The organism is Streptococcus mitis (assembly GCF_023109105.1).
Lineage (GTDB): Bacteria > Bacillota > Bacilli > Lactobacillales > Streptococcaceae > Streptococcus > Streptococcus mitis_BW.
The window spans coordinates 69,449-87,941 of the sequence record NZ_JALDTZ010000006.1 but is presented as its reverse complement, the minus strand read 5'-3'; the positions used below and the strand labels follow the sequence as shown (position 1 = coordinate 87,941).

At 40.3% G+C, this 18,493-nt stretch carries 23 protein-coding genes; 20 read left to right on the top strand and 3 right to left on the bottom strand.

Annotation, left to right across the window (positions count from 1 at the left end):
• The 13 genes from rsgA (at position 1) to M1F37_RS05220 (ending at position 11,828) form a co-directional block, all read left to right on the top strand.
• Positions 1 to 879 (top strand): ribosome small subunit-dependent GTPase A, encoded by an 879-nt coding sequence (gene rsgA / locus M1F37_RS05280; protein WP_247935014.1) that lies wholly within the window; start codon positions 1 to 3, stop codon positions 877 to 879.
• 10 nt (positions 880 to 889) lie between these two features.
• Positions 890 to 1,546, top strand: coding sequence for a ribulose-phosphate 3-epimerase (rpe, locus tag M1F37_RS05275; protein WP_247935013.1), 657 nt, complete (start codon positions 890 to 892; stop codon positions 1,544 to 1,546).
• The gene (locus M1F37_RS05270) at positions 1,509 to 2,171 is read left to right on the top strand and encodes a thiamine diphosphokinase (protein WP_247935012.1); all 663 of its coding nucleotides are present in this window, start codon (positions 1,509 to 1,511) and stop codon (positions 2,169 to 2,171) included. Before rpe ends, M1F37_RS05270 begins: the two co-directional genes overlap by 38 nt.
• Position 2,172: 1 nt before the next feature.
• Entirely contained in the window at positions 2,173 to 3,429 is a 1,257-nt protein-coding gene (gene rmuC / locus M1F37_RS05265) for a DNA recombination protein RmuC (RefSeq protein WP_247935011.1), read from the top strand.
• The gene (locus tag M1F37_RS05260; RefSeq protein WP_247935010.1) at positions 3,419 to 4,360 is read left to right on the top strand and encodes a 3'-5' exoribonuclease YhaM family protein; all 942 of its coding nucleotides are present in this window, start codon (positions 3,419 to 3,421) and stop codon (positions 4,358 to 4,360) included. The genes rmuC and M1F37_RS05260 overlap by 11 nt, the downstream gene beginning before the upstream one ends.
• Before the next feature lie 105 nt (positions 4,361 to 4,465).
• Positions 4,466 to 5,293: a pur operon repressor gene (purR, locus tag M1F37_RS05255; RefSeq protein ID WP_247935009.1), complete on the top strand. Its 828-nt coding sequence runs from the start codon at positions 4,466 to 4,468 to the stop codon at positions 5,291 to 5,293.
• 66 nt (positions 5,294 to 5,359) lie between these two features.
• Entirely contained in the window at positions 5,360 to 6,622 is a 1,263-nt protein-coding gene (locus tag M1F37_RS05250) for a diaminopimelate decarboxylase (RefSeq protein WP_247935008.1), read from the top strand.
• A gap of 113 nt (positions 6,623 to 6,735) precedes the next feature.
• Positions 6,736 to 7,530: a pyruvate formate-lyase-activating protein gene (gene pflA, locus M1F37_RS05245; RefSeq protein WP_247935007.1), complete on the top strand. Its 795-nt coding sequence runs from the start codon at positions 6,736 to 6,738 to the stop codon at positions 7,528 to 7,530.
• 168 nt (positions 7,531 to 7,698) lie between these two features.
• Positions 7,699 to 8,409 (top strand): ABC transporter ATP-binding protein, encoded by a 711-nt coding sequence (locus tag M1F37_RS05240; protein WP_247935006.1) that lies wholly within the window; start codon positions 7,699 to 7,701, stop codon positions 8,407 to 8,409.
• Between the two features lies 1 nt (position 8,410).
• The gene (locus M1F37_RS05235; protein WP_247935005.1) at positions 8,411 to 9,196 is read left to right on the top strand and encodes an ABC transporter permease; all 786 of its coding nucleotides are present in this window, start codon (positions 8,411 to 8,413) and stop codon (positions 9,194 to 9,196) included.
• Position 9,197: 1 nt separating this feature from the next.
• Positions 9,198 to 9,917 (top strand): ABC transporter permease, encoded by a 720-nt coding sequence (locus M1F37_RS05230; RefSeq protein ID WP_247935004.1) that lies wholly within the window; start codon positions 9,198 to 9,200, stop codon positions 9,915 to 9,917.
• Positions 9,918 to 10,083: 166 nt separating this feature from the next.
• Positions 10,084 to 10,770 (top strand): response regulator transcription factor, encoded by a 687-nt coding sequence (locus M1F37_RS05225; RefSeq protein ID WP_247935003.1) that lies wholly within the window; start codon positions 10,084 to 10,086, stop codon positions 10,768 to 10,770.
• Positions 10,740 to 11,828, top strand: coding sequence for a sensor histidine kinase (locus tag M1F37_RS05220; protein WP_247935002.1), 1,089 nt, complete (start codon positions 10,740 to 10,742; stop codon positions 11,826 to 11,828). Before M1F37_RS05225 ends, M1F37_RS05220 begins: the two co-directional genes overlap by 31 nt.
• A 63-nt stretch (positions 11,829 to 11,891) precedes the next feature.
• On the opposite strand, the gene M1F37_RS05215 is transcribed toward M1F37_RS05220, so the two are convergent.
• The 3 genes from M1F37_RS05215 to M1F37_RS05205 all read right to left on the bottom strand — a co-directional run bounded on the left by M1F37_RS05215 (position 11,892) and on the right by M1F37_RS05205 (position 13,483).
• Complete coding sequence (locus tag M1F37_RS05215; RefSeq protein ID WP_247935001.1) at positions 11,892 to 12,050, bottom strand: hypothetical protein; 159 nt, start codon at positions 12,048 to 12,050, stop codon at positions 11,892 to 11,894.
• A gap of 150 nt (positions 12,051 to 12,200) precedes the next feature.
• Complete coding sequence (yidC, locus tag M1F37_RS05210; RefSeq protein WP_247935000.1) at positions 12,201 to 13,127, bottom strand: membrane protein insertase YidC; 927 nt, start codon at positions 13,125 to 13,127, stop codon at positions 12,201 to 12,203.
• Between the two features lie 77 nt (positions 13,128 to 13,204).
• Positions 13,205 to 13,483: an acylphosphatase gene (locus M1F37_RS05205; protein WP_001174612.1), complete on the bottom strand. Its 279-nt coding sequence runs from the start codon at positions 13,481 to 13,483 to the stop codon at positions 13,205 to 13,207.
• Positions 13,484 to 13,516: 33 nt separating this feature from the next.
• Here M1F37_RS05205 and M1F37_RS05200 point away from each other — a divergent pair, with 33 nt between their 5' ends.
• The 7 genes from M1F37_RS05200 to M1F37_RS05170 all read left to right on the top strand — a co-directional run bounded on the left by M1F37_RS05200 (position 13,517) and on the right by M1F37_RS05170 (position 18,489).
• Positions 13,517 to 14,257: a TrmH family RNA methyltransferase gene (locus M1F37_RS05200; protein WP_247934999.1), complete on the top strand. Its 741-nt coding sequence runs from the start codon at positions 13,517 to 13,519 to the stop codon at positions 14,255 to 14,257.
• Positions 14,258 to 14,311: 54 nt separating this feature from the next.
• On the top strand, positions 14,312 to 14,995 hold the full coding sequence (locus M1F37_RS05195) for a Bax inhibitor-1 family protein (protein WP_247934998.1): 684 nt from the start codon (positions 14,312 to 14,314) through the stop codon (positions 14,993 to 14,995).
• Between the two features lie 111 nt (positions 14,996 to 15,106).
• Positions 15,107 to 16,099, top strand: a complete 993-nt coding sequence (gene asnA / locus M1F37_RS05190) for an aspartate--ammonia ligase (RefSeq protein ID WP_000748003.1) — start codon at positions 15,107 to 15,109, stop codon at positions 16,097 to 16,099.
• A gap of 64 nt (positions 16,100 to 16,163) precedes the next feature.
• Positions 16,164 to 16,703: a 16S rRNA (guanine(966)-N(2))-methyltransferase RsmD gene (rsmD, locus tag M1F37_RS05185; RefSeq protein ID WP_247934997.1), complete on the top strand. Its 540-nt coding sequence runs from the start codon at positions 16,164 to 16,166 to the stop codon at positions 16,701 to 16,703.
• The gene (gene coaD / locus M1F37_RS05180) at positions 16,693 to 17,181 is read left to right on the top strand and encodes a pantetheine-phosphate adenylyltransferase (RefSeq protein ID WP_247934996.1); all 489 of its coding nucleotides are present in this window, start codon (positions 16,693 to 16,695) and stop codon (positions 17,179 to 17,181) included. Before rsmD ends, coaD begins: the two co-directional genes overlap by 11 nt.
• The gene (locus M1F37_RS05175; RefSeq protein WP_247934995.1) at positions 17,165 to 18,202 is read left to right on the top strand and encodes a SepM family pheromone-processing serine protease; all 1,038 of its coding nucleotides are present in this window, start codon (positions 17,165 to 17,167) and stop codon (positions 18,200 to 18,202) included. Before coaD ends, M1F37_RS05175 begins: the two co-directional genes overlap by 17 nt.
• Before the next feature lie 56 nt (positions 18,203 to 18,258).
• Positions 18,259 to 18,489 carry a DUF1146 family protein gene (locus tag M1F37_RS05170; protein ID WP_000250399.1) on the top strand — a complete coding sequence of 77 codons (231 nt, stop codon included), beginning with the start codon at positions 18,259 to 18,261 and terminating at the stop codon, positions 18,487 to 18,489.
• Positions 18,490 to 18,493 lie beyond the last annotated feature (4 nt).

The window sequence follows — 18,493 nt, the reverse complement described above, 5'->3', positions numbered from 1 at the left end:
ATGCAGGGACAAATCATTAAAGCCTTGGCAGGCTTCTACTATGTAGAGAGTGAGGGCCAGGTTTATCAGACACGAGCGCGTGGGAATTTTCGTAAAAAAGGTCACACACCCTATGTTGGGGACTGGGTAGATTTTTCTGCCGAGGAAAATTCAGAAGGCTATATTCTCAAGATTCACGAACGGAAAAATAGTCTGGTCCGTCCACCTATTGTCAATATTGACCAAGCTGTAGTAATTATGTCCGTTAAAGAGCCTGATTTTAACAGCAATTTGCTGGATCGTTTCTTGGTTCTTTTGGAGCACAAGGGCATCCATCCCATCATCTATATTTCTAAAATGGATTTGTTGGAAGATAGGGGAGAACTGGATTTTTATGAACAGACTTATGGTGACATTGGCTATGACTTTGTAACCAGTAAAGAGGAGCTTTTGCCACTATTAACAAACAAGGTGACAGTCTTTATGGGACAGACAGGTGTTGGAAAATCAACCCTTCTCAATAAAATTGCGCCTGACCTTAATCTTGAAACGGGAGAAATCTCAGACAGTCTGGGTCGTGGTCGCCATACTACTCGGGCAGTTAGTTTTTATAATCTCAATGGGGGTAAAATCGCAGACACACCAGGATTTTCATCCTTGGACTATGAAGTATCAACGGCTGAAGACCTCAATCAGGCCTTCCCAGAGATTGCCAATGTCAGCCGAGACTGCAAATTTCGCACTTGTACCCATACCCATGAGCCGTCCTGTGCAGTCAAGCCAGCAGTGGAAGAAGGTACCATTGCCAGCTTCCGTTTTGACAATTATCTGCAATTCCTCAGTGAGATTGAAAATCGCAGAGAAACCTATAAAAAAGTCAGCAAAAAAATTCCAAAATAAGGAGAAACCTATGTCTCAATACAAGATTGCTCCGTCAATTCTGGCAGCAGATTATGCCAACTTTGAACGTGAAATTAAACGCCTAGAAGCAACTGGGGCAGAATACGCCCATATCGATATCATGGATGGTCACTTTGTACCACAAATCAGCTTTGGTGCAGGTGTAGTCGAAAGCCTTCGACCTCATAGCAAGATGGTTTTTGATTGCCACTTGATGGTCTCTAATCCTGAACACCATCTAGAAGACTTTGCGCGTGCAGGTGCAGACATCATTAGTATCCATGTAGAGGCAACACCTCATATCCATGGCGCTCTTCAAAAAATTCGTTCCTTAGGTGTCAAACCATCGGTTGTTATCAATCCTGGTACACCAGTTGAAGCCATCAAGCACGTCCTTCACCTTGTTGACCAAGTCTTAGTCATGACGGTTAACCCTGGCTTTGGCGGACAAGCTTTTCTGCCAGAAACCATGGATAAGATTCGTGAGTTGGTTGCTCTTCGTCAGGAAAAAGGTTTGAACTTTGAAATCGAAGTGGATGGTGGAATTGATGACCAAACTATTGCTCAAGCCAAAGAAGCTGGTGCGACTGTTTTTGTAGCAGGTTCCTATGTCTTTAAGGGAGATGTCAATGAGCGAGTACAAACTCTCAGAAAACAACTGGACTAGGGTTGCTGTTTTTGCTGGTGGAGACCGTGGTCATTATCGGACTGATTTTGATTGCTTTGTTGGTGTGGATCGAGGCTCGCTCTGGGTCTTGGAAGAAAACCTTCCTCTCGCTCTAGCAGTTGGGGATTTTGATTCTGTGACGGAAGAAGAGCGACAGGTAATTCAAAAATGTGCCCAGCATTTTGTCCAAGCCCGACCAGAAAAAGATGATACCGATTTGGAATTGGCTCTTTTGACAATCTTTGAACAAAACCATCAGGCTGAGGTCACTATTTTCGGTGCTTTGGGTGGTCGCATCGACCATATGCTGGCTAATGTCTTTCTGCCTAGCAATCCCAAATTGGCACCCTATATGCGCCAAATAGAGATTGAGGATGGGCAAAACTTGATTGCCTATTGTCCAGAAGGGACCAGTCAGCTACATCCCCGTTCAGACTACGACTATCTAGCCTTTATGCCGGTTCGGGATAGCCAGTTGACCATTCTCGGTGCCAAGTATGAGTTGACAGAGGAGAATTTTTTCTTTAAAAAAGTGTACGCTTCTAACGAATATATAGATAGGGAAGTTTCGGTGACTTGCCCAGATGGCTATGTGGTCGTACTGCATAGCAAGGACAGGAGGTAGGATGGAAAGTTTACTTGTTCTCTTATTAATTGCCAACCTAGCTGGACTCTTTCTGATTTGGCAAAGGCAGGATAAACAGGAGGAACATTTAAGCAAGAGCTTGGAGGATCAGGCAGATCACTTGTCAGACCAGTTGGATTATCGATTTGAGCAAGCCAGACAAGCCAGCCAGTTAGACCAGAAAGACTTGGAAGTGGCTGTCAGCGACCGTTTGCAAGAGGTGCGAATTGAATTGCACCAAGGTCTAACTCAAGTCCGTCAAGAAATGACGGATAATCTCTTACAAACTAGAGACAAGACCGACCAACGTCTCCAAGCCTTACAGGAATCAAATGAGCAACGCTTGGAACAAATGCGCCAAACGGTCGAGGAAAAACTAGAAAAGACCTTACAGACACGCTTACAGGCTTCCTTTGAGACAGTTTCCAAGCAATTAGAGTCTGTCAATCGTGGCCTTGGAGAAATGCAGACTGTTGCCCGCGATGTCGGTGCTCTTAACAAGGTTCTCTCCGGAACCAAGACGCGAGGAATTTTGGGAGAATTGCAACTGGGGCAAATTATTGAAGATATCATGACCCCTGCCCAGTATGAACGAGAATACGCAACGGTTGAAAACTCTAGTGAACGAGTGGAGTATGCCATCAAGTTACCCGGACAAGGCGACCAAGAATACGTCTATCTGCCAATTGACTCTAAGTTTCCACTGGCAGATTATTACCGCCTAGAAGAAGCCTATGAAGTGGGTGACAAGGATGAAATCGAACGCTGTCGCAAGTCCCTCCTAGCAAGCGTCAAGCGCTTTGCCAAGGATATCAAGAGCAAGTACATAGCACCGCCTCGGACGACCAATTTTGGAGTTTTATTTGTTCCGACAGAAGGTCTCTACTCAGAAATCGTCCGCAATCCTGTCTTCTTTGATGATTTGAGACGGGAGGAGCAGATTATTGTCGCAGGTCCAAGTACCCTGTCAGCTCTGCTCAACTCCCTATCAGTTGGCTTTAAAACCCTCAATATCCAAAAGAGTGCCGACCATATCAGCAAGACTCTTGCCAGTGTCAAGACTGAGTTTGGCAAGTTTGGTGGTATTCTGGTTAAGGCACAAAAACACCTCCAACATGCCTCTGGCAATATTGATGAATTATTAAACCGTCGTACCACAGCTATCGAGCGGACGCTCCGTCACATTGAGTTGTCAGAAGGTGAGCCTGCGCTTGATCTACTCCATTTCCAAGAAAATGAGGAAGAATATGAAGATTAGTCACATGAAAAAAGATGAGCTGTTTGAAGGCTTTTACCTAATCAAAGCAGCTGACCTGAGACAGACGCGGGCTGGCAAAAATTACCTAGCCTTTACCTTCCAAGATGATAGTGGCGAGATTGAAGGGAAGCTCTGGGATGCCCAACCTCATAACGTTGAGGCTTTTACCGCAGGTAAGGTTGTCCACATGAAAGGGCGCCGAGAAGTTTATAACAATACCCCTCAAGTCAACCAAATTACTCTCCGCCTGCCTCAACCTGGTGAACCCAATGATCCAGCTGATTTCAAGGTCAAGTCACCAGTTGATGTCAAGGAAATTCGTGACTACATGTCGCAAATGATTTTCAAAATTGAAAATCCTGTCTGGCAAAGAATTGTCCGAAAGCTCTACACCAAGTATGACAAGGAATTTTACTCCTATCCAGCTGCCAAGACCAACCATCATGCCTTTGAAACGGGCTTGGCCTATCATACGGCAACCATGGTGCGCTTGGCAGATGCTATTAGCGAGGTCTATCCTCAGCTTAATAAGAGCCTGCTCTATGCGGGGATTATGTTGCATGACTTAGCTAAGGTCATCGAGCTGACTGGGCCAGACCAGACCGAGTACACAGTCAGAGGCAATCTTCTTGGGCATATTGCTTTGATTGATAGTGAAATTACTAAGACAGTGATGGACCTCGGTATCGATGATACCAAGGAAGAAGTCGTTTTGCTCCGTCACGTCATCCTCAGTCACCACGGCTTACTTGAGTATGGAAGTCCAGTCCGTCCACGCATTATGGAAGCAGAGATTATCCATATGATTGACAATCTGGATGCTAGCATGATGATGATGTCAACAGCTCTTGCTTTGGTAGATAAAGGAGAGATGACCAATAAAATCTTTGCTATGGACAATCGTTCCTTCTATAAACCAGATTTAGATTAATAATTTAAGAAAAATGAACATTTTTTAGGATAAGAATGTTCGTTTTTTTATGTGAATATGGTATAATGGATAAAATATCAAAATTAAATGAAATGGGAAATAGAAATGAAATTAAGAAGAAGTGATCGGATGGTTGTCATTTCCAACTATTTGATTAATAATCCTTATAAACTAACTAGTCTCAATACTTTTGCTGAAAAGTATGAATCTGCTAAATCATCCATCTCAGAAGATATCGTCATTATCAAACGAGCCTTTGAGGAAATCGAAATCGGACACATCCAGACTGTAACTGGGGCTGGTGGAGGTGTTATCTTTACACCGTCTATTTCGAGTCAGGATGCTAAGGAAATGGTTGAAGACTTGCGTGCCAAGTTGTCAGAAAGTGACCGTATCTTGCCAGGTGGTTACATCTACCTGTCCGATTTACTTAGCACACCAGCCATCTTGAAAAATATTGGTCGCATTATTGCCAAGAGCTTTATGGACCAAAAAATTGATGCAGTTATGACTGTAGCGACTAAGGGTGTGCCACTTGCAAATGCAGTTGCCAATGTCCTCAATGTTCCCTTTGTTATTGTGCGCCGTGACCTGAAAATTACCGAAGGTTCAACTGTCAGTGTCAACTATGTATCAGGTTCAAGTGGTGACCGCATTGAGAAAATGTTCCTTTCAAAACGTAGTCTCAAGGCAGGCAGCCGTGTCCTGATTGTAGATGACTTCTTGAAAGGTGGAGGAACTGTCAACGGGATGATTAGTCTCTTGCGTGAGTTTGATTCAGAATTGGCAGGTGTAGCGGTCTTTGCGGATAATGCTCAAGAAGAACGTGAAAGGCAGTTTGACTACAAGTCACTCTTGAAGGTAACCAATATTGATGTCAAGAACCAAGCCATCGATGTTGAGGTTGGTAATATCTTTGACGAAGATAAATAAGAGATAGAACTAAAGGTTGGAACGATTGTCCCAGCCTTTCTTTGCAAACAGAATAGAAGGAAGTATATGAAAACACCATTTATCAATAGAGAAGACTTAGAAGCGATTGTTGCAGAGTTCCCGACTCCTTTTCACTTGTATGATGAGAAGGGGATTCGTGAGAAGGCAAGAGCGGTTAACCAAGCTTTTTCGTGGAACAAAGGCTTTAAGGAATATTTTGCGGTTAAAGCTACTCCAACCCCAGCTATCTTGAAAATCCTTCAAGAGGAAGGGTGTGGTGTGGATTGCTCTAGTTATGTAGAGCTTTTGATGAGTCATAAACTGGATTTTCCAGGTTATGAAATCATGTTCTCTTCAAACAACACTCCAGACAAGGAATATGCCTATGCGCGTGAATTGGGGGCGACCATTAACTTGGATGCCTTTGAAGATATTGAACATCTGGAGAGAGCAGTAGGCATTCCAGAAATCATCTCATGTCGTTATAATCCTGGCGGTGTTTTTGAACTTGGGACAGACATTATGGACAATCCTGGGGAGGCTAAGTTTGGCATGACCAAGGACCAGCTCTTTAAAGCCTTTGCTATTTTGAAGGAAAAAGGAGCTAAGACCTTTGGGATTCACTCTTTCCTAGCGTCTAATACCGTGACCCATCTCTATTATCCTGAATTAGCGCGTCAGCTCTTTGAATTGGCTGTTGAAATCAAGGAAAAGTTGGGCATTTCGCTAGACTTTATCAATCTTTCTGGCGGTATTGGTGTCAATTATCGTCCAGACCAGGAGCCAAATGATATTGCCTTGATTGGTGAGGGTGTTCGTAAGGTTTATGAAGAGGTTCTTACCCCAGCAGGTCTTGGTCAGGTCAAGATTTTTACCGAATTGGGTCGCTTTATGTTAGCTCCTCATGGGGCTCTAGTCACAAGAGTCACTCATAAGAAGAAAACCTACCGTACCTATCTAGGTGTGGATGCATCAGCAGTCAACCTTATGCGTCCAGCTATGTATGGAGCCTACCACCATATTACCAATCTGACTCATCCAGAAGGACCAGCTGAAGTGGTAGATGTGGTTGGTTCGCTCTGCGAAAATAATGATAAATTTGCAGTGAATCGCGAACTGCCTCATACAGAAATCGGTGATTTGCTGGTCATTCATGATACAGGTGCCCACGGTTTTTCAATGGGCTACCAGTACAATGCCAAACTTCGTTCTGCGGAAATCCTCTATACCGAAGAAGGTAAAGCCCGCCAAATCCGCCGTGCAGAGCGCCCTGAGGACTATTTTGCAACCTTGTATGGCTTTGATTTTGAAAAAGAATCTGATAAGTAATTGAAAATGAAATTGAAAAACAGATTGCTTTCTAAAAAATAGGCAAAAATCTTGTTTTTCCTTCAAGTCGTGATATAATAAAACTATAAAACGTTTTCAAGGAAGGTAACGATATGTCTGAAGAAACAATTGATTATGGACAAGTGACAGGAATGGTGCATTCGACAGAAAGTTTTGGGGCGGTAGATGGCCCTGGTATTCGCTTTATTGTCTTTTTGCAGGGCTGTCAGATGCGTTGCCAATATTGCCATAACCCAGATACTTGGGCTATGGAGTCCAATAAATCACGTGAACGGACGGTAGATGATGTCTTGACAGAAGCCTTGCGCTACCGCGGTTTCTGGGGTGACAAGGGAGGAATCACTGTCAGTGGGGGAGAAGCCCTCTTGCAGATTGATTTCTTGATTGCCCTCTTCACCAAGGCTAAAGAAAAAGGTATTCACTGTACTTTGGATACTTGTGCCCTTCCATTCCGTAACAAACCACGCTATCTAGAGAAATTCAACAAGCTCATGGCTGTGACAGACTTGGTTCTCCTTGATATCAAGGAAATCAACGAAGCACAGCACAAGATTGTGACCAGTCAAACCAACAAAAACATCTTGGCCTGTGCTCAATACTTGTCAGATATCGGTAAACCTGTATGGATTCGTCACGTGCTAGTTCCTGGTTTGACAGACAGAGATGATGATCTGATTGAACTTGGGAAGTTCGTCAAGACCCTCAAAAATGTGGATAAGTTTGAAATTCTGCCTTATCACACTATGGGTGAGTTCAAATGGCGTGAATTGGGAATTCCATATTCACTCGAAGGGGTCAAACCTCCAACAGCAGACCGCGTCAAGAATGCTAAAAAACTCATGGATACTGAAAGTTACCAAGACTATATGAAACGTGTACATGGATAAAAAAGAAGCCTGATGGAAACATCGGGCTTTTAAGTTTGCACAAATCTAGATAATTAAATGAAACAAAATTTTAAATCTTTTTTTCTCTTTAAATTCTGAAAAAAATCCGAAAATGAATGTGTAAGATATAGTTACTTTTAGAAATATTAAATAGAATAGGAGAACATGATGGAACAAAGTATTACCATTAAAAATCTATGTAAGTCATATGGCCAAACTCAAATTTTAAAAGATATTTCTTTTGAAGCAAAAGCAGGTAGAGTGACTGCTTTCCTAGGTCCAAATGGAGCTGGCAAAAGTTCAACCTTACGTATTTTATTAGGATTAGACAAAGCAACATCTGGTCTTACCAAAATTGGCAATCAAACTTATAAGGAATTAAAATTTCCTCTAAAGACTGTAGGAGCTTCATTTGACAGTGTAGGTGCTCCTGATGATCGGACTGTTTATCAGCATTTGAAAATTGTTGCTGCTAGTAATGGGATATCCAGTCAGCGAATTGAGCAAGTGTTGGATATGGTGGATATTAGCCATAAGAAAAAATCTAAAATTGGAAAATTATCATTAGGAGAAGGACAACGCTTGGGAATTGCAACAGCTCTATTAGGGAATCCTCAGTATCTGATATTGGATGAACCGACAAATGGTTTGGATCCAAGAGGAATTCGGTGGTTTAGAGAGTTTATAAAAAAACAAGCTCAAGAAGGAAAGACAGTCTTGCTATCATCTCATATATTATCGGAAGTGGAAGCAGTAACGGATGATGTAGTTATCATAAATAAAGGAAAAGTTCTCATAAAAGGGACTTTACAAGAAGTGATGAAAAATCTTTCCTCACTAGAAGAAGTCTTCTTTAGTTTAACAGAGGGAGGAAAGTGACATGGCACTTATTTCCTCTCTTCATTCTGAAATATTGAAATTACTTTATAAGAGAGCTACTTATGTTGTACTATTCTTGATACTGGTATTTCAAACGTTTTTAGCAAATATTGGTGCTTCTCAAATTGTCTCAGTTGGTATTCATGCTACACCAGAGACAAATCCAGAATTAGCAGAAGCTATACCTCCTATTGAATTTTTAGGTTTTGATGTCACTTTATTTGGTGTTTTTATTATGATTATCCTAGGCTCAATTTATGGAGCCGAGGAGTATAAATGCTCTGCTATTCGTACAAGCCTCCTCTCTATTACAAATCGAGGTATTTTCCTAGTTTCAAAAACATTAGTTTGGCTTGTATTTTCTTTTTTCATTTCCTTTCTATCAATATTCCTAACGATTAACATGACACATTATGTTTTAGGACAAGATGGCTTACTTCTTTTTTCACTAAATGGGACAGTTTGGTTCTATATATTTTTAGCCAGTATAGCTTGGACTTTGTTGGGACTGTTGGCCTATATTATGGCTTTGACATTTAAAACAGCCATTGTTCCTCTATTATTTTTGCTTCCTCAAGTCTACAATTTAGGAACATTCTTAGCAAACTATATATCGGCTGCAAAATTTCTTCCAGTTGCATTGGGACAAGGATTGATTGCTATATCTCCTCAAATTTTAGAACATAATAGTTTACAAAATATTTTATGTTTACTTTGTTGGAACTTCTCATTCTTGGTTTTAGCAATTTACCGCTTACTTAAGTCAGATATCGGAGGAGGTGAATAAGTTGAAAGAACAACTTAAAAGTGAGTATCTCAAGTTTATGATGAATCCCTGGCACTGGTTGATTATAGGGGCTCTATTACTGTGTGTTCCGGCGATGGTTGTTTTTTTAAATAGTAAGCCAGACCAGTTGACTCTAGAGTTTGTTTTGGAACAGCTACTGCAAAGTCTCTATTTAGGACAGGTAGGCTTCATTAGTCTAGCGGTTCTATTTATAGGACAAGAATTTACAGGTTCTAGCCTTCGTACCAGTTTTCTTACATGTCCAAATCGTTTGAAATTTATAATATGTAAACTAGCTATTGTATTATGTATGGAAATTGTATTATTGGTTGCTGTAATATCATTATGCATACTAATCGCCCAAGGATACTACAATATCAATCTTCTGAGCAATATTAAACATGTTCTAACAATTCTATTTCCAGCCTGTATTTCTATTCTAACCTTCTCTCTTTTAAGTGGTATTTTTGTATTTATTTCCCAGTCTTTTATCTTAGTTTTGGGAATAAGTTTATCCCTTTTATTGGGGTTGGGACAAATGTTACTACAATTCAGTTCTTTTTTTAGAAATTTGCCATTACTAGCTAGCATGAATTGTTTTTATACCTATCCATTGTCTCTTTATTATCCAGTGTGGCAAGGCTTAGGGATACAAATAGTTTGGTTATTAATTGTTTTTCTATTTGCTACATTGACACTTATAGGAAGAAATGTAGGCTAATACTCTTCGAAAATCTCTTCAAACCACGTCAACGTCGCCTTGCCGTACTCAAGTACAGCCTGCGGCTAGTTTCCTAGTTTGCTCTTTGATTTTCATTGAGTATAAAGACAGGGGATATCCTGTCTTTTTCTCAGTTAGTGCTATAATATATTCAGGAGGGTGGGTTATGGCTTATAAAATTTTGGTGGTAGATGATGATCTTGCTATTCTTCGCCTAATAAAAAAAGTACTAGAATATGAAAAATATGAAGTAGTCATACGAAATAAGATAGAAGAGATTGATCTTTGTGATTTTACAGGATTTGACTTGATTTTATTAGATATTATGATGCCTGTTAGTGGTTTAGAAATCTGTCAGACGATTCGCGAGCAGATAACTGTTCCTATCTGTTTTATAACTGCCAAGGATATGGATGAAGATTTAGTAGCTGGAATCAATGCAGGAGCTGATGATTATATTATGAAGCCCTTTAGTATGCAAGAACTTTTAGCACGTGTTAAAATGCACTTACGTCGTGAAGAACGGACTAAAGGAAATGTTCATCAAATAAAGATTGGGAAGCTTATACTATATACGGATAGTAAGGAACTATTTGTAAACGATGATAAGATTGCCTTGACAAGAAGGGAATTTGATATAGTGAATCTTTTGGCAAGCACCCCAAATAGAATATACTCTATAGAGGAAATTTATAATTATCTATATCCACAAAGTTCAGAAGCTCTTTTACGTTCGGTTTCAGAGTATATTTATCAAATTCGTCAAAAGCTGAAACCTTATCAATTAAATCCAATTAAAACCTTGTACGGTGGAGGATATCAATGGGTAGAATCAAAAGTTTTAGACAATTAATTCGAGAAACCTGTTGGAGAATTATTTGGCAGTTTAGTCTTGGCTTACTAATGGCCTATCTTATTCCCTTAGCTTCAGTATCTATACAAATAAATGAAGATGGGCAACCTCTAAAAAATAGTGGTGTTCTATCAATTTTTTTCAATGTGTCATCATGGATATATATTTGTATTTTATTGATTGTTCTAATAAGTTATCACATTGGAAAATTGTTGAAAAAACTGAGTTATGAAATGACTTTGATTTATGAAAATAGTATGTGGTTGGAGAGGGAATGTACAGAAAGTTTAACGGTTAAAGAATTTCGTGAGACAGGAAATCGGATTATTGTGATGCAAGATAGAATTCGACAATTAATAGTTGATGAGAAACAGCAGAAAGAAGATTTGATGTTTCAGGTTTCAGCAGCTTCTCATGATTTAAAGACTCCCTTAACCATTATTAGGGGGAATGTGGAATTTTTGCAGGCGATAACTGAAAACGACCAATCTCAAGAATGCTTAGCAGATATAGAAAGAGCTAGTCAACAGTTACTAGATTATTTCAATCAATTGATTCACTATTCTAAAACATATTATGATGATGAGGCGGGTTGGACGGAGTGTGCCTCTTCAGATTTTATCAATGAATTAGAGAAAGAAGTCTCTTTTTTGATAAAAAATCAGATGAAGTTTTCTTTTGAACAAAATGTGAAAGGAACTGAAAACTATTATATAAATCCATCCCTTCTGATTCGTGCAATACAAAATATTTTAACAAATGCTTTGGACTATGCAGATAAACAGAATCCTAAAATTAAAATTAGGGTAGAGCAAGAGGGGAAAGAATTAAAAATAGGTATATGGAATAATGGTTCTGAATTTCCAGAGGAAGTTTTAAATAATTTTGGAAAGCTCTTTTATCGTATGGATAAAGCTAGATCGGTTAAAGAGCAACATTATGGTATTGGACTTAGTTTTGTATGTAGAGTTGCAAAACTACACAAAGGCCGAGTTGAGCTTAGAAATAGAGACGAGGGAGCAGAAGTTTTAATAACTGTAAATTGTATTAAATCATAGTGATTTACTTGTTAATTTATGATTTAATAATTTTATACTCTTCGAAAATCTCTTCAAACCACGTCAGCGTCGCCTTACCGTATATATGTTACTGACTTCGTCAGTTCTATCCACAACCTCAAAACAGTGTTTTGAGCTGACTTCGTTAGTCGTATCTGCAACCTCAAAACAGTGTTTTGAGCAGCCTGCGGCTAGCTTCCTAGTTTGCTCTCTGATTTTCATTGAGTATTAGATGTGAGCTTTTAGAATATTTAACTTTTTCGATTAGTATAAGATGTAACAGTAGATAATAAAAACGAATGATGATATCTAGTTGATGAAAACTATTTATCATTCATTCGTTTTTTTAATTATTGGATAATATACGTAGCTTTATCTAGAATGTTGTTTTCCAGCGTTGCGATTTTTATGTTTTTTCTTGCTTGTGATAGCAGTTGGTTGTTCAGGGGTAACGTCTTTTCGTCCATTTGGTGTTGAGAAAGCACTTGCTTTTGGTGGATTCTTAGCCAATTCTTCACGGACTTTTTTGCGAAGTTTTGGACGAACGATATAGTTGACGATAAACTGTTGGAGAATCATCATGAAACCACCGACAACCCAGTAAAGAGTAACACTGGCTGGTGAGAAGAGGGAGAAGACGACAATCATGAGTGGGCTCATGTAAATCATTTTCTTAAGTTGTTCACGTTGCATTTCATCTTCTACTCCGTGAAGTGAAAGGAGCGATTGGAGATAGTAAAGAATACCGGCGCAGGCAACTAAAATCATACTTGGAGAACCTAGAGGAATTCCTAGGTAGCTTGCTTGAGCGACCCCTTCAGTGTGTTGGGCAGCAAAGTAGATAGCAGAGAAGAAAGGCATTTGAAGGAGGACAGGGAAACATCCTACACCACCAAACATGCTGATACCGTGCTCTTTTTGAGCAGCAAAGAGAGCTTGTTGGGCTTCGAGTTTTTCTTCTTGAGTTGTTGCTTCTTTGAGACGAGTCTGATGTGGCTCAAGGACGTGCTTGAGGGCGTTCATCTTTTCAGAGTGAAGCGTTGCCTTCCATGATTGGTAGATACCAAGTGGCAAGATAATCAAGCGCACGATAATAGTTACGATGATGATACCAACCCCAAAACCAAGTCCCTTGTCATTAGCGAAGTACTTGATAGCCTCAGCCATAGGAGCTCCGATAGTATTCCAAATAAATCCTGTTGGCTGGCCTGTGGCTTTATCGACATTGACACAGCCAGTTAAGACTAGCAACATAGCCACTCCCATAGCTGAGAGTGCAAAACGTTTAATAGATTTCACTGTGTTTATTCCTTCTTTAAAAATTATACCTTTCTATTCTACTGTTTTTTTACAAAATATACAATAGTTCTAGAGACCTAATTTGCGATTTTGAAGTCAGGGTAAGGAGGAAAATTGCTTAGTTTGACATCTAAGTAGCTGACTTTTGAAAAAGGTGTCGGTCCTTTTCGGATTTCTTGGATAAATTTTGCCATGATAGCAGATGAGTCTGCTTGGGCTAAGATTTCCACTGTACCATCGTCGTTATTCCATACCCGACCTGTGATACCACCAATTTCAAGCGCCAAGCTGTAAACGCCCCAACGAAAGCCGACTCCCTGCACCCTACCTTGGGCAATCATTCTAACCTTTTGCATACCAAACCCCTTTGATTGTGTTATAATATTTCTATGACTATTATAACCTCAAAAGCCAATTCTGTGGTAAAAAATGCTAAGAAATTACACCAAAAAAAATACCGCAAATCTGCTTATCTGATTGAAGGCTGGCACTTGTTTGAAGAAGCTGTTCAAGCTGGAGTGACGATTGAGAAAATCTTTGCCCTGGAAAATTACCGAGAACGGTTAGCCTCGTTTCCGCAAACTGTCTGGGTTTCAGAGGATATTTTGCTAGATTTGGCGGATTCTCAGACTCCACAGGGAATTGTTGCCGTTGTTCAAAAAGAAGAAGTAGGGCAAGCTGACTTTAGTCAGGGCAAGTTCTTGTTTTTGGAAGATGTGCAAGATCCCGGTAATGTGGGAACTATCATTCGGACTGCGGATGCAGCAGGCTTTACTGGAGTGATTGTTTCAGATAAATCGGCAGACATCTACAGTCTCAAGACCTTACGTTCTATGCAAGGCAGTCATTTTCATTTACCTATTTATCAGATGACTAGTCAAACACTGCTTGAGGAAGCTAAAGAAGCAGGTATCCCAGTGCTAGCAACAACTCTATCTAAAGATTCTGTTGATTACAGAGAACTGCTTCCTATGGAAAATTTTGTACTAGTCATGGGGAATGAAGGTCAAGGAATTAGTCACCTTATGACTGAAAGTGCAGATAGACTAGTTCATATCAGTATGAAGGGACAGGCAGAGAGTCTAAATGTTGCAGTCGCAGCTGGTATTTTGATTTTCCATTTAAGCTAATTTTAACTTTCTTTGTTATAATCAAGGAAAGACATTCATAGAAAAGGAGAAAAGATGAATCATACTATTATTCACGACCGCGCAGGTCTCAATCAATTTTACGCTAAGGTCTATGCCTTTGTTGGTCTGGGGATCGGACTATCCGCTTTGGTATCAGGTCTTATGTTAACTGTATTTCAGCAACAGTTGGTTTACTTTTTGATGCAAGGTCGTCTCTGGTTGACCATTGCTACTGTTGCGGAGTTGGCCTTGGTTTTCGTTGCTAGTAGCATGGCTTCAAGAAATAGTCCAGCGGCTCTTCCAGTATTTTTACTTTACTCAGTTTTAAACGGCTTTACCCTCAGTTTTGTGGTGGCCTTCTATACTCCAGGGACAGTTTTATCTGCCTTTGTATCGAGCGCCCTTCTCTTCTTTGTCATGGCGGCAGTTGGAATATTCACCAAGAAAGACTTGAGTGGGATTGGTCGGGCTATGATGGCAGCTCTTATCGGTTTGATTATTGCTATGATAGTCAATGTTTTCTTGGCTAGTGGCTTCTTTGACTATATGATCAGTGTAGCCATGGTCTTGGTCTTTTCTGGGCTGATTGCTTGGGACAACCAAAGAATTCGCCTTGCCTATGAACAATCACAAGGCCGTGTAGCGACAGGTTGGGTTGTGTCAATGGCTCTCAGTATCTATCTTGATTTTATCAATCTCTTCCTAAGTATTCTACGTATCTTCGGTCGTAATGACTAAAAGGTCTATGAAATCAGTGTTTTGAGTGACACTGATTTTTTTAAAATTTCTCTTTTCTTTTCTTGGAAATAGGTGTATAATGCTTTTAATTAAATTTTTGAGGAGTAGCTTATGAAGAAAAGTTTTATCCACCAACAAGAAGAAATTTCCTTTGTTAAAAACACTTTTACTCAGTATTTGAAAGACAAGCTAGAAGTTGTCGAAGTTCAAGGCCCTATCTTGAGTAGGGTCGGTGACGGGATGCAGGATAATTTATCAGGTGTGGAGAATGCCGTATCGGTCAAGGTTCTCCAAATCCCTGATGCTACTTATGAAGTTGTGCACTCACTTGCCAAATGGAAACGCCATACCTTGGCCCGTTTTGGTTTCGGTGAGGGAGAAGGCCTTTTTGTCCACATGAAGGCCCTTCGTCCAGACGAAGATTCGCTGGATGCGACCCACTCTGTTTATGTTGACCAGTGGGACTGGGAGAAAGTTATCCCAAATGGTAAACGGAATATCGCTTATCTAAAAGAAACAGTTGAGAAGATTTACAAGGCTATTCGTCTTACTGAGTTAGCTGTTGAAGCCCGCTATGACATCGAATCAATCTTGCCAAAACAAATCACTTTTATCCATACAGAGGAGTTGGTCGAGCGTTACCCAGACTTGACACCAAAAGAGCGTGAAAATGCTATCTGTAAAGAATTTGGAGCAGTCTTCTTGATCGGTATCGGTGGTGAATTACCAGACGGTAAACCGCACGATGGACGTGCACCAGACTACGATGACTGGACAAGCGAGTCTGAAAATGGCTACAAGGGTCTAAATGGTGATATTCTTGTTTGGAATGAGTCTTTAGGTGGAGCCTTTGAGTTGTCTTCTATGGGGATTCGTGTAGATGAAGAAACGCTTCGCCGTCAGGTTGCCATCACAGGTGATGAAGACCGCTTAGAATTGGAATGGCACAAGGCTTTGTTGAATGGCCTATTCCCATTGACAATCGGTGGAGGAATTGGACAATCTCGTATGGCCATGTTCCTACTTCGTAAGAAACATATCGGAGAAGTGCAAACAAGTGTTTGGCCTCAAGAAGTCCGCGATACTTACGAAAATATTTTATAGAGAATCGAACCGCAAGGTTCGGTTTTCTTTCTCTTTTCGCCCATAATTTGGTATAATAAACGGTATGAAAATCGTATCAGGAATCTATGGGGGACGCCCCCTCAAGACACTAGAAGGCAAGACGACAAGACCTACTTCGGATAAGGTTAGGGGAGCCATTTTTAACATGATTGGTCCCTACTTTGAAGGTGGACGAGTCTTGGACCTGTATGCAGGTAGTGGTGGTTTATCTATCGAGGCAGTATCGCGTGGCATGTCCAGCGCTGTTTTGGTGGAGCGAGACCGTAAGGCGCAGACTATTATTGCTGAAAATATTCAGATGACCAAGGAAGTTGGAAAATTTCAACTCCTCAAGATGGATGCAGAAAGGGCATTGGAACAGGTATCTGGGGAATTTGACCTCATTTTCTTAGACCCTCCTTATGCTAAGGAACAAATCGTAGCAGATATTGAAAAAATGGCTGAGAGGGAGCTTTTTTCTGAAGATGTTATGGTCGTGTGCGAGACGGATAAGGCCGTTGAGCTTCCAGAAGAAATTGCCTGTCTAGGCATCTGGAAGGAAAAAATTTATGGAATTAGTAAGGTGACAGTCTATGTCAGATAAGATTGGCTTATTCACAGGCTCATTTGATCCGATGACAAATGGGCATCTGGATATCATTGAACGGGCTAGCAGACTTTTTGATAAGCTCTATGTCGGTATTTTTTTCAATCCCCACAAACAGGGATTTCTCCCTATCGAAAATCGTAAACGAGGGCTAGAAAAGGCTTTGAAACATTTGGAAAGTGTTGAAGTTGTGTCTTCTCATGATGAATTGGTGGTTGATGTCGCAAAAAGACTGGGGGCTACTTGTCTAGTGCGTGGTTTGAGGAATGCAGCGGATTTGCAATATGAAGCCAGTTTTGATTACTACAACCATCAGCTGTCTCCTGATATGGAGACCATTTATTTACATAGTCGACCTGAACATCTCTATATCAGTTCATCAGGTGTTAGAGAACTTTTGAAGTTTGGTCAGGATATTACCTGCTATGTTCCTGAGAGTATTTTGGAGGAAATAAAAAATGAAAAAAAAGATTAGATGGCCCTTATATGTCATTGCAGCCTTAATTGTGACTTTCTTGGCATTTGTAGTGCCCTTACCCTACTATATAGAAGTTCCAGGTGGTTCGGAAGATATTCGCCAAGTCCTTAAAGTAAATGACACAGAAGATAAGGAAGCTGGGGCCTATCAATTCGTTACGGTTGGTGTACAGCACGCTACTTTAGCCCATATGATTTATGCATGGTTGACGCCTTTTACAGATATTCGTAGTGCTCAAGAGACTACAGGTGGTTCTTCCGATGTTGAATTTATGCGGATTAATCAATTCTACATGCAAACATCGCAAAATATGGCCAAATATCAAGGGCTAAAAACAGCTGGTAAAGATATCGAACTCAAATATCTTGGGGTTTATGTTTTGACTGTGACAGATGATTCGACTTTTAAAGGGATTCTTAACATCTCTGATACGGTCACAGCAGTCAATGATCAGACCTTTGATAGTTCCAAAGACTTGATTGATTACGTCAATTCTCAAAAATTAGGGGACTCAGTCAAGGTAACTTATGAAGAGGATGGGCAAACCAAGTCTGCAGAAGGTAAGATTATCACCTTGGAAAATGGCAAAAATGGAATTGGAATCGGCTTGATTGACCGTACAGAAGTGACCAGTGATGTCCCAATTCGCTTTTCAACAGCTGGTATCGGCGGTCCAAGTGCAGGTCTCATGTTTAGTCTGGCCATCTATACCCAAATAGCTGACCCAGGTCTTCGTAATGGCCGTATTGTTGCCGGTACAGGGACCATTGACCGAGATGGTAATGTGGGAGACATTGGAGGTATCGATAAGAAAGTTGTAGCTTCGGCTAGAGAAGGTGCTGCTATTTTCTTTGCCCCTGATAACCCTATTAGCGAAGAAGAACAAAAAGCACATCCTGATGCGAAAAATAACTACCGAACAGCCCTGGAAGCAGCTAAAACAATCAAGACAGATATGAAAATCGTGCCTGTTAAAACCCTACAAGATGCAATTGATTACTTGAAAAACAATCCCTAGTTTTAAGTGAAGTTTCCAAACTAGCGTACAGACAGAGAAGATGGTATAATAGTCAAATGGTTCAATTATTATTCACTCTAAGCAGTCACATGCTCTTTATTTATGTGAGTTTTTACCTTTTAAAGAATCTTGTTAGATGGGAAAAGGTTTTAAAAGTGACAGCTGAGAATACAGGAAAAGTTCGTTTACTAGTAGCCTTTTTCAGCATTGTAATGGGCTACATCATGAGTTCTTTCTTTATCAGCCTATATCAGTTGTGGCAAGAAGCGCTTAGAGGATTATTATAAAATC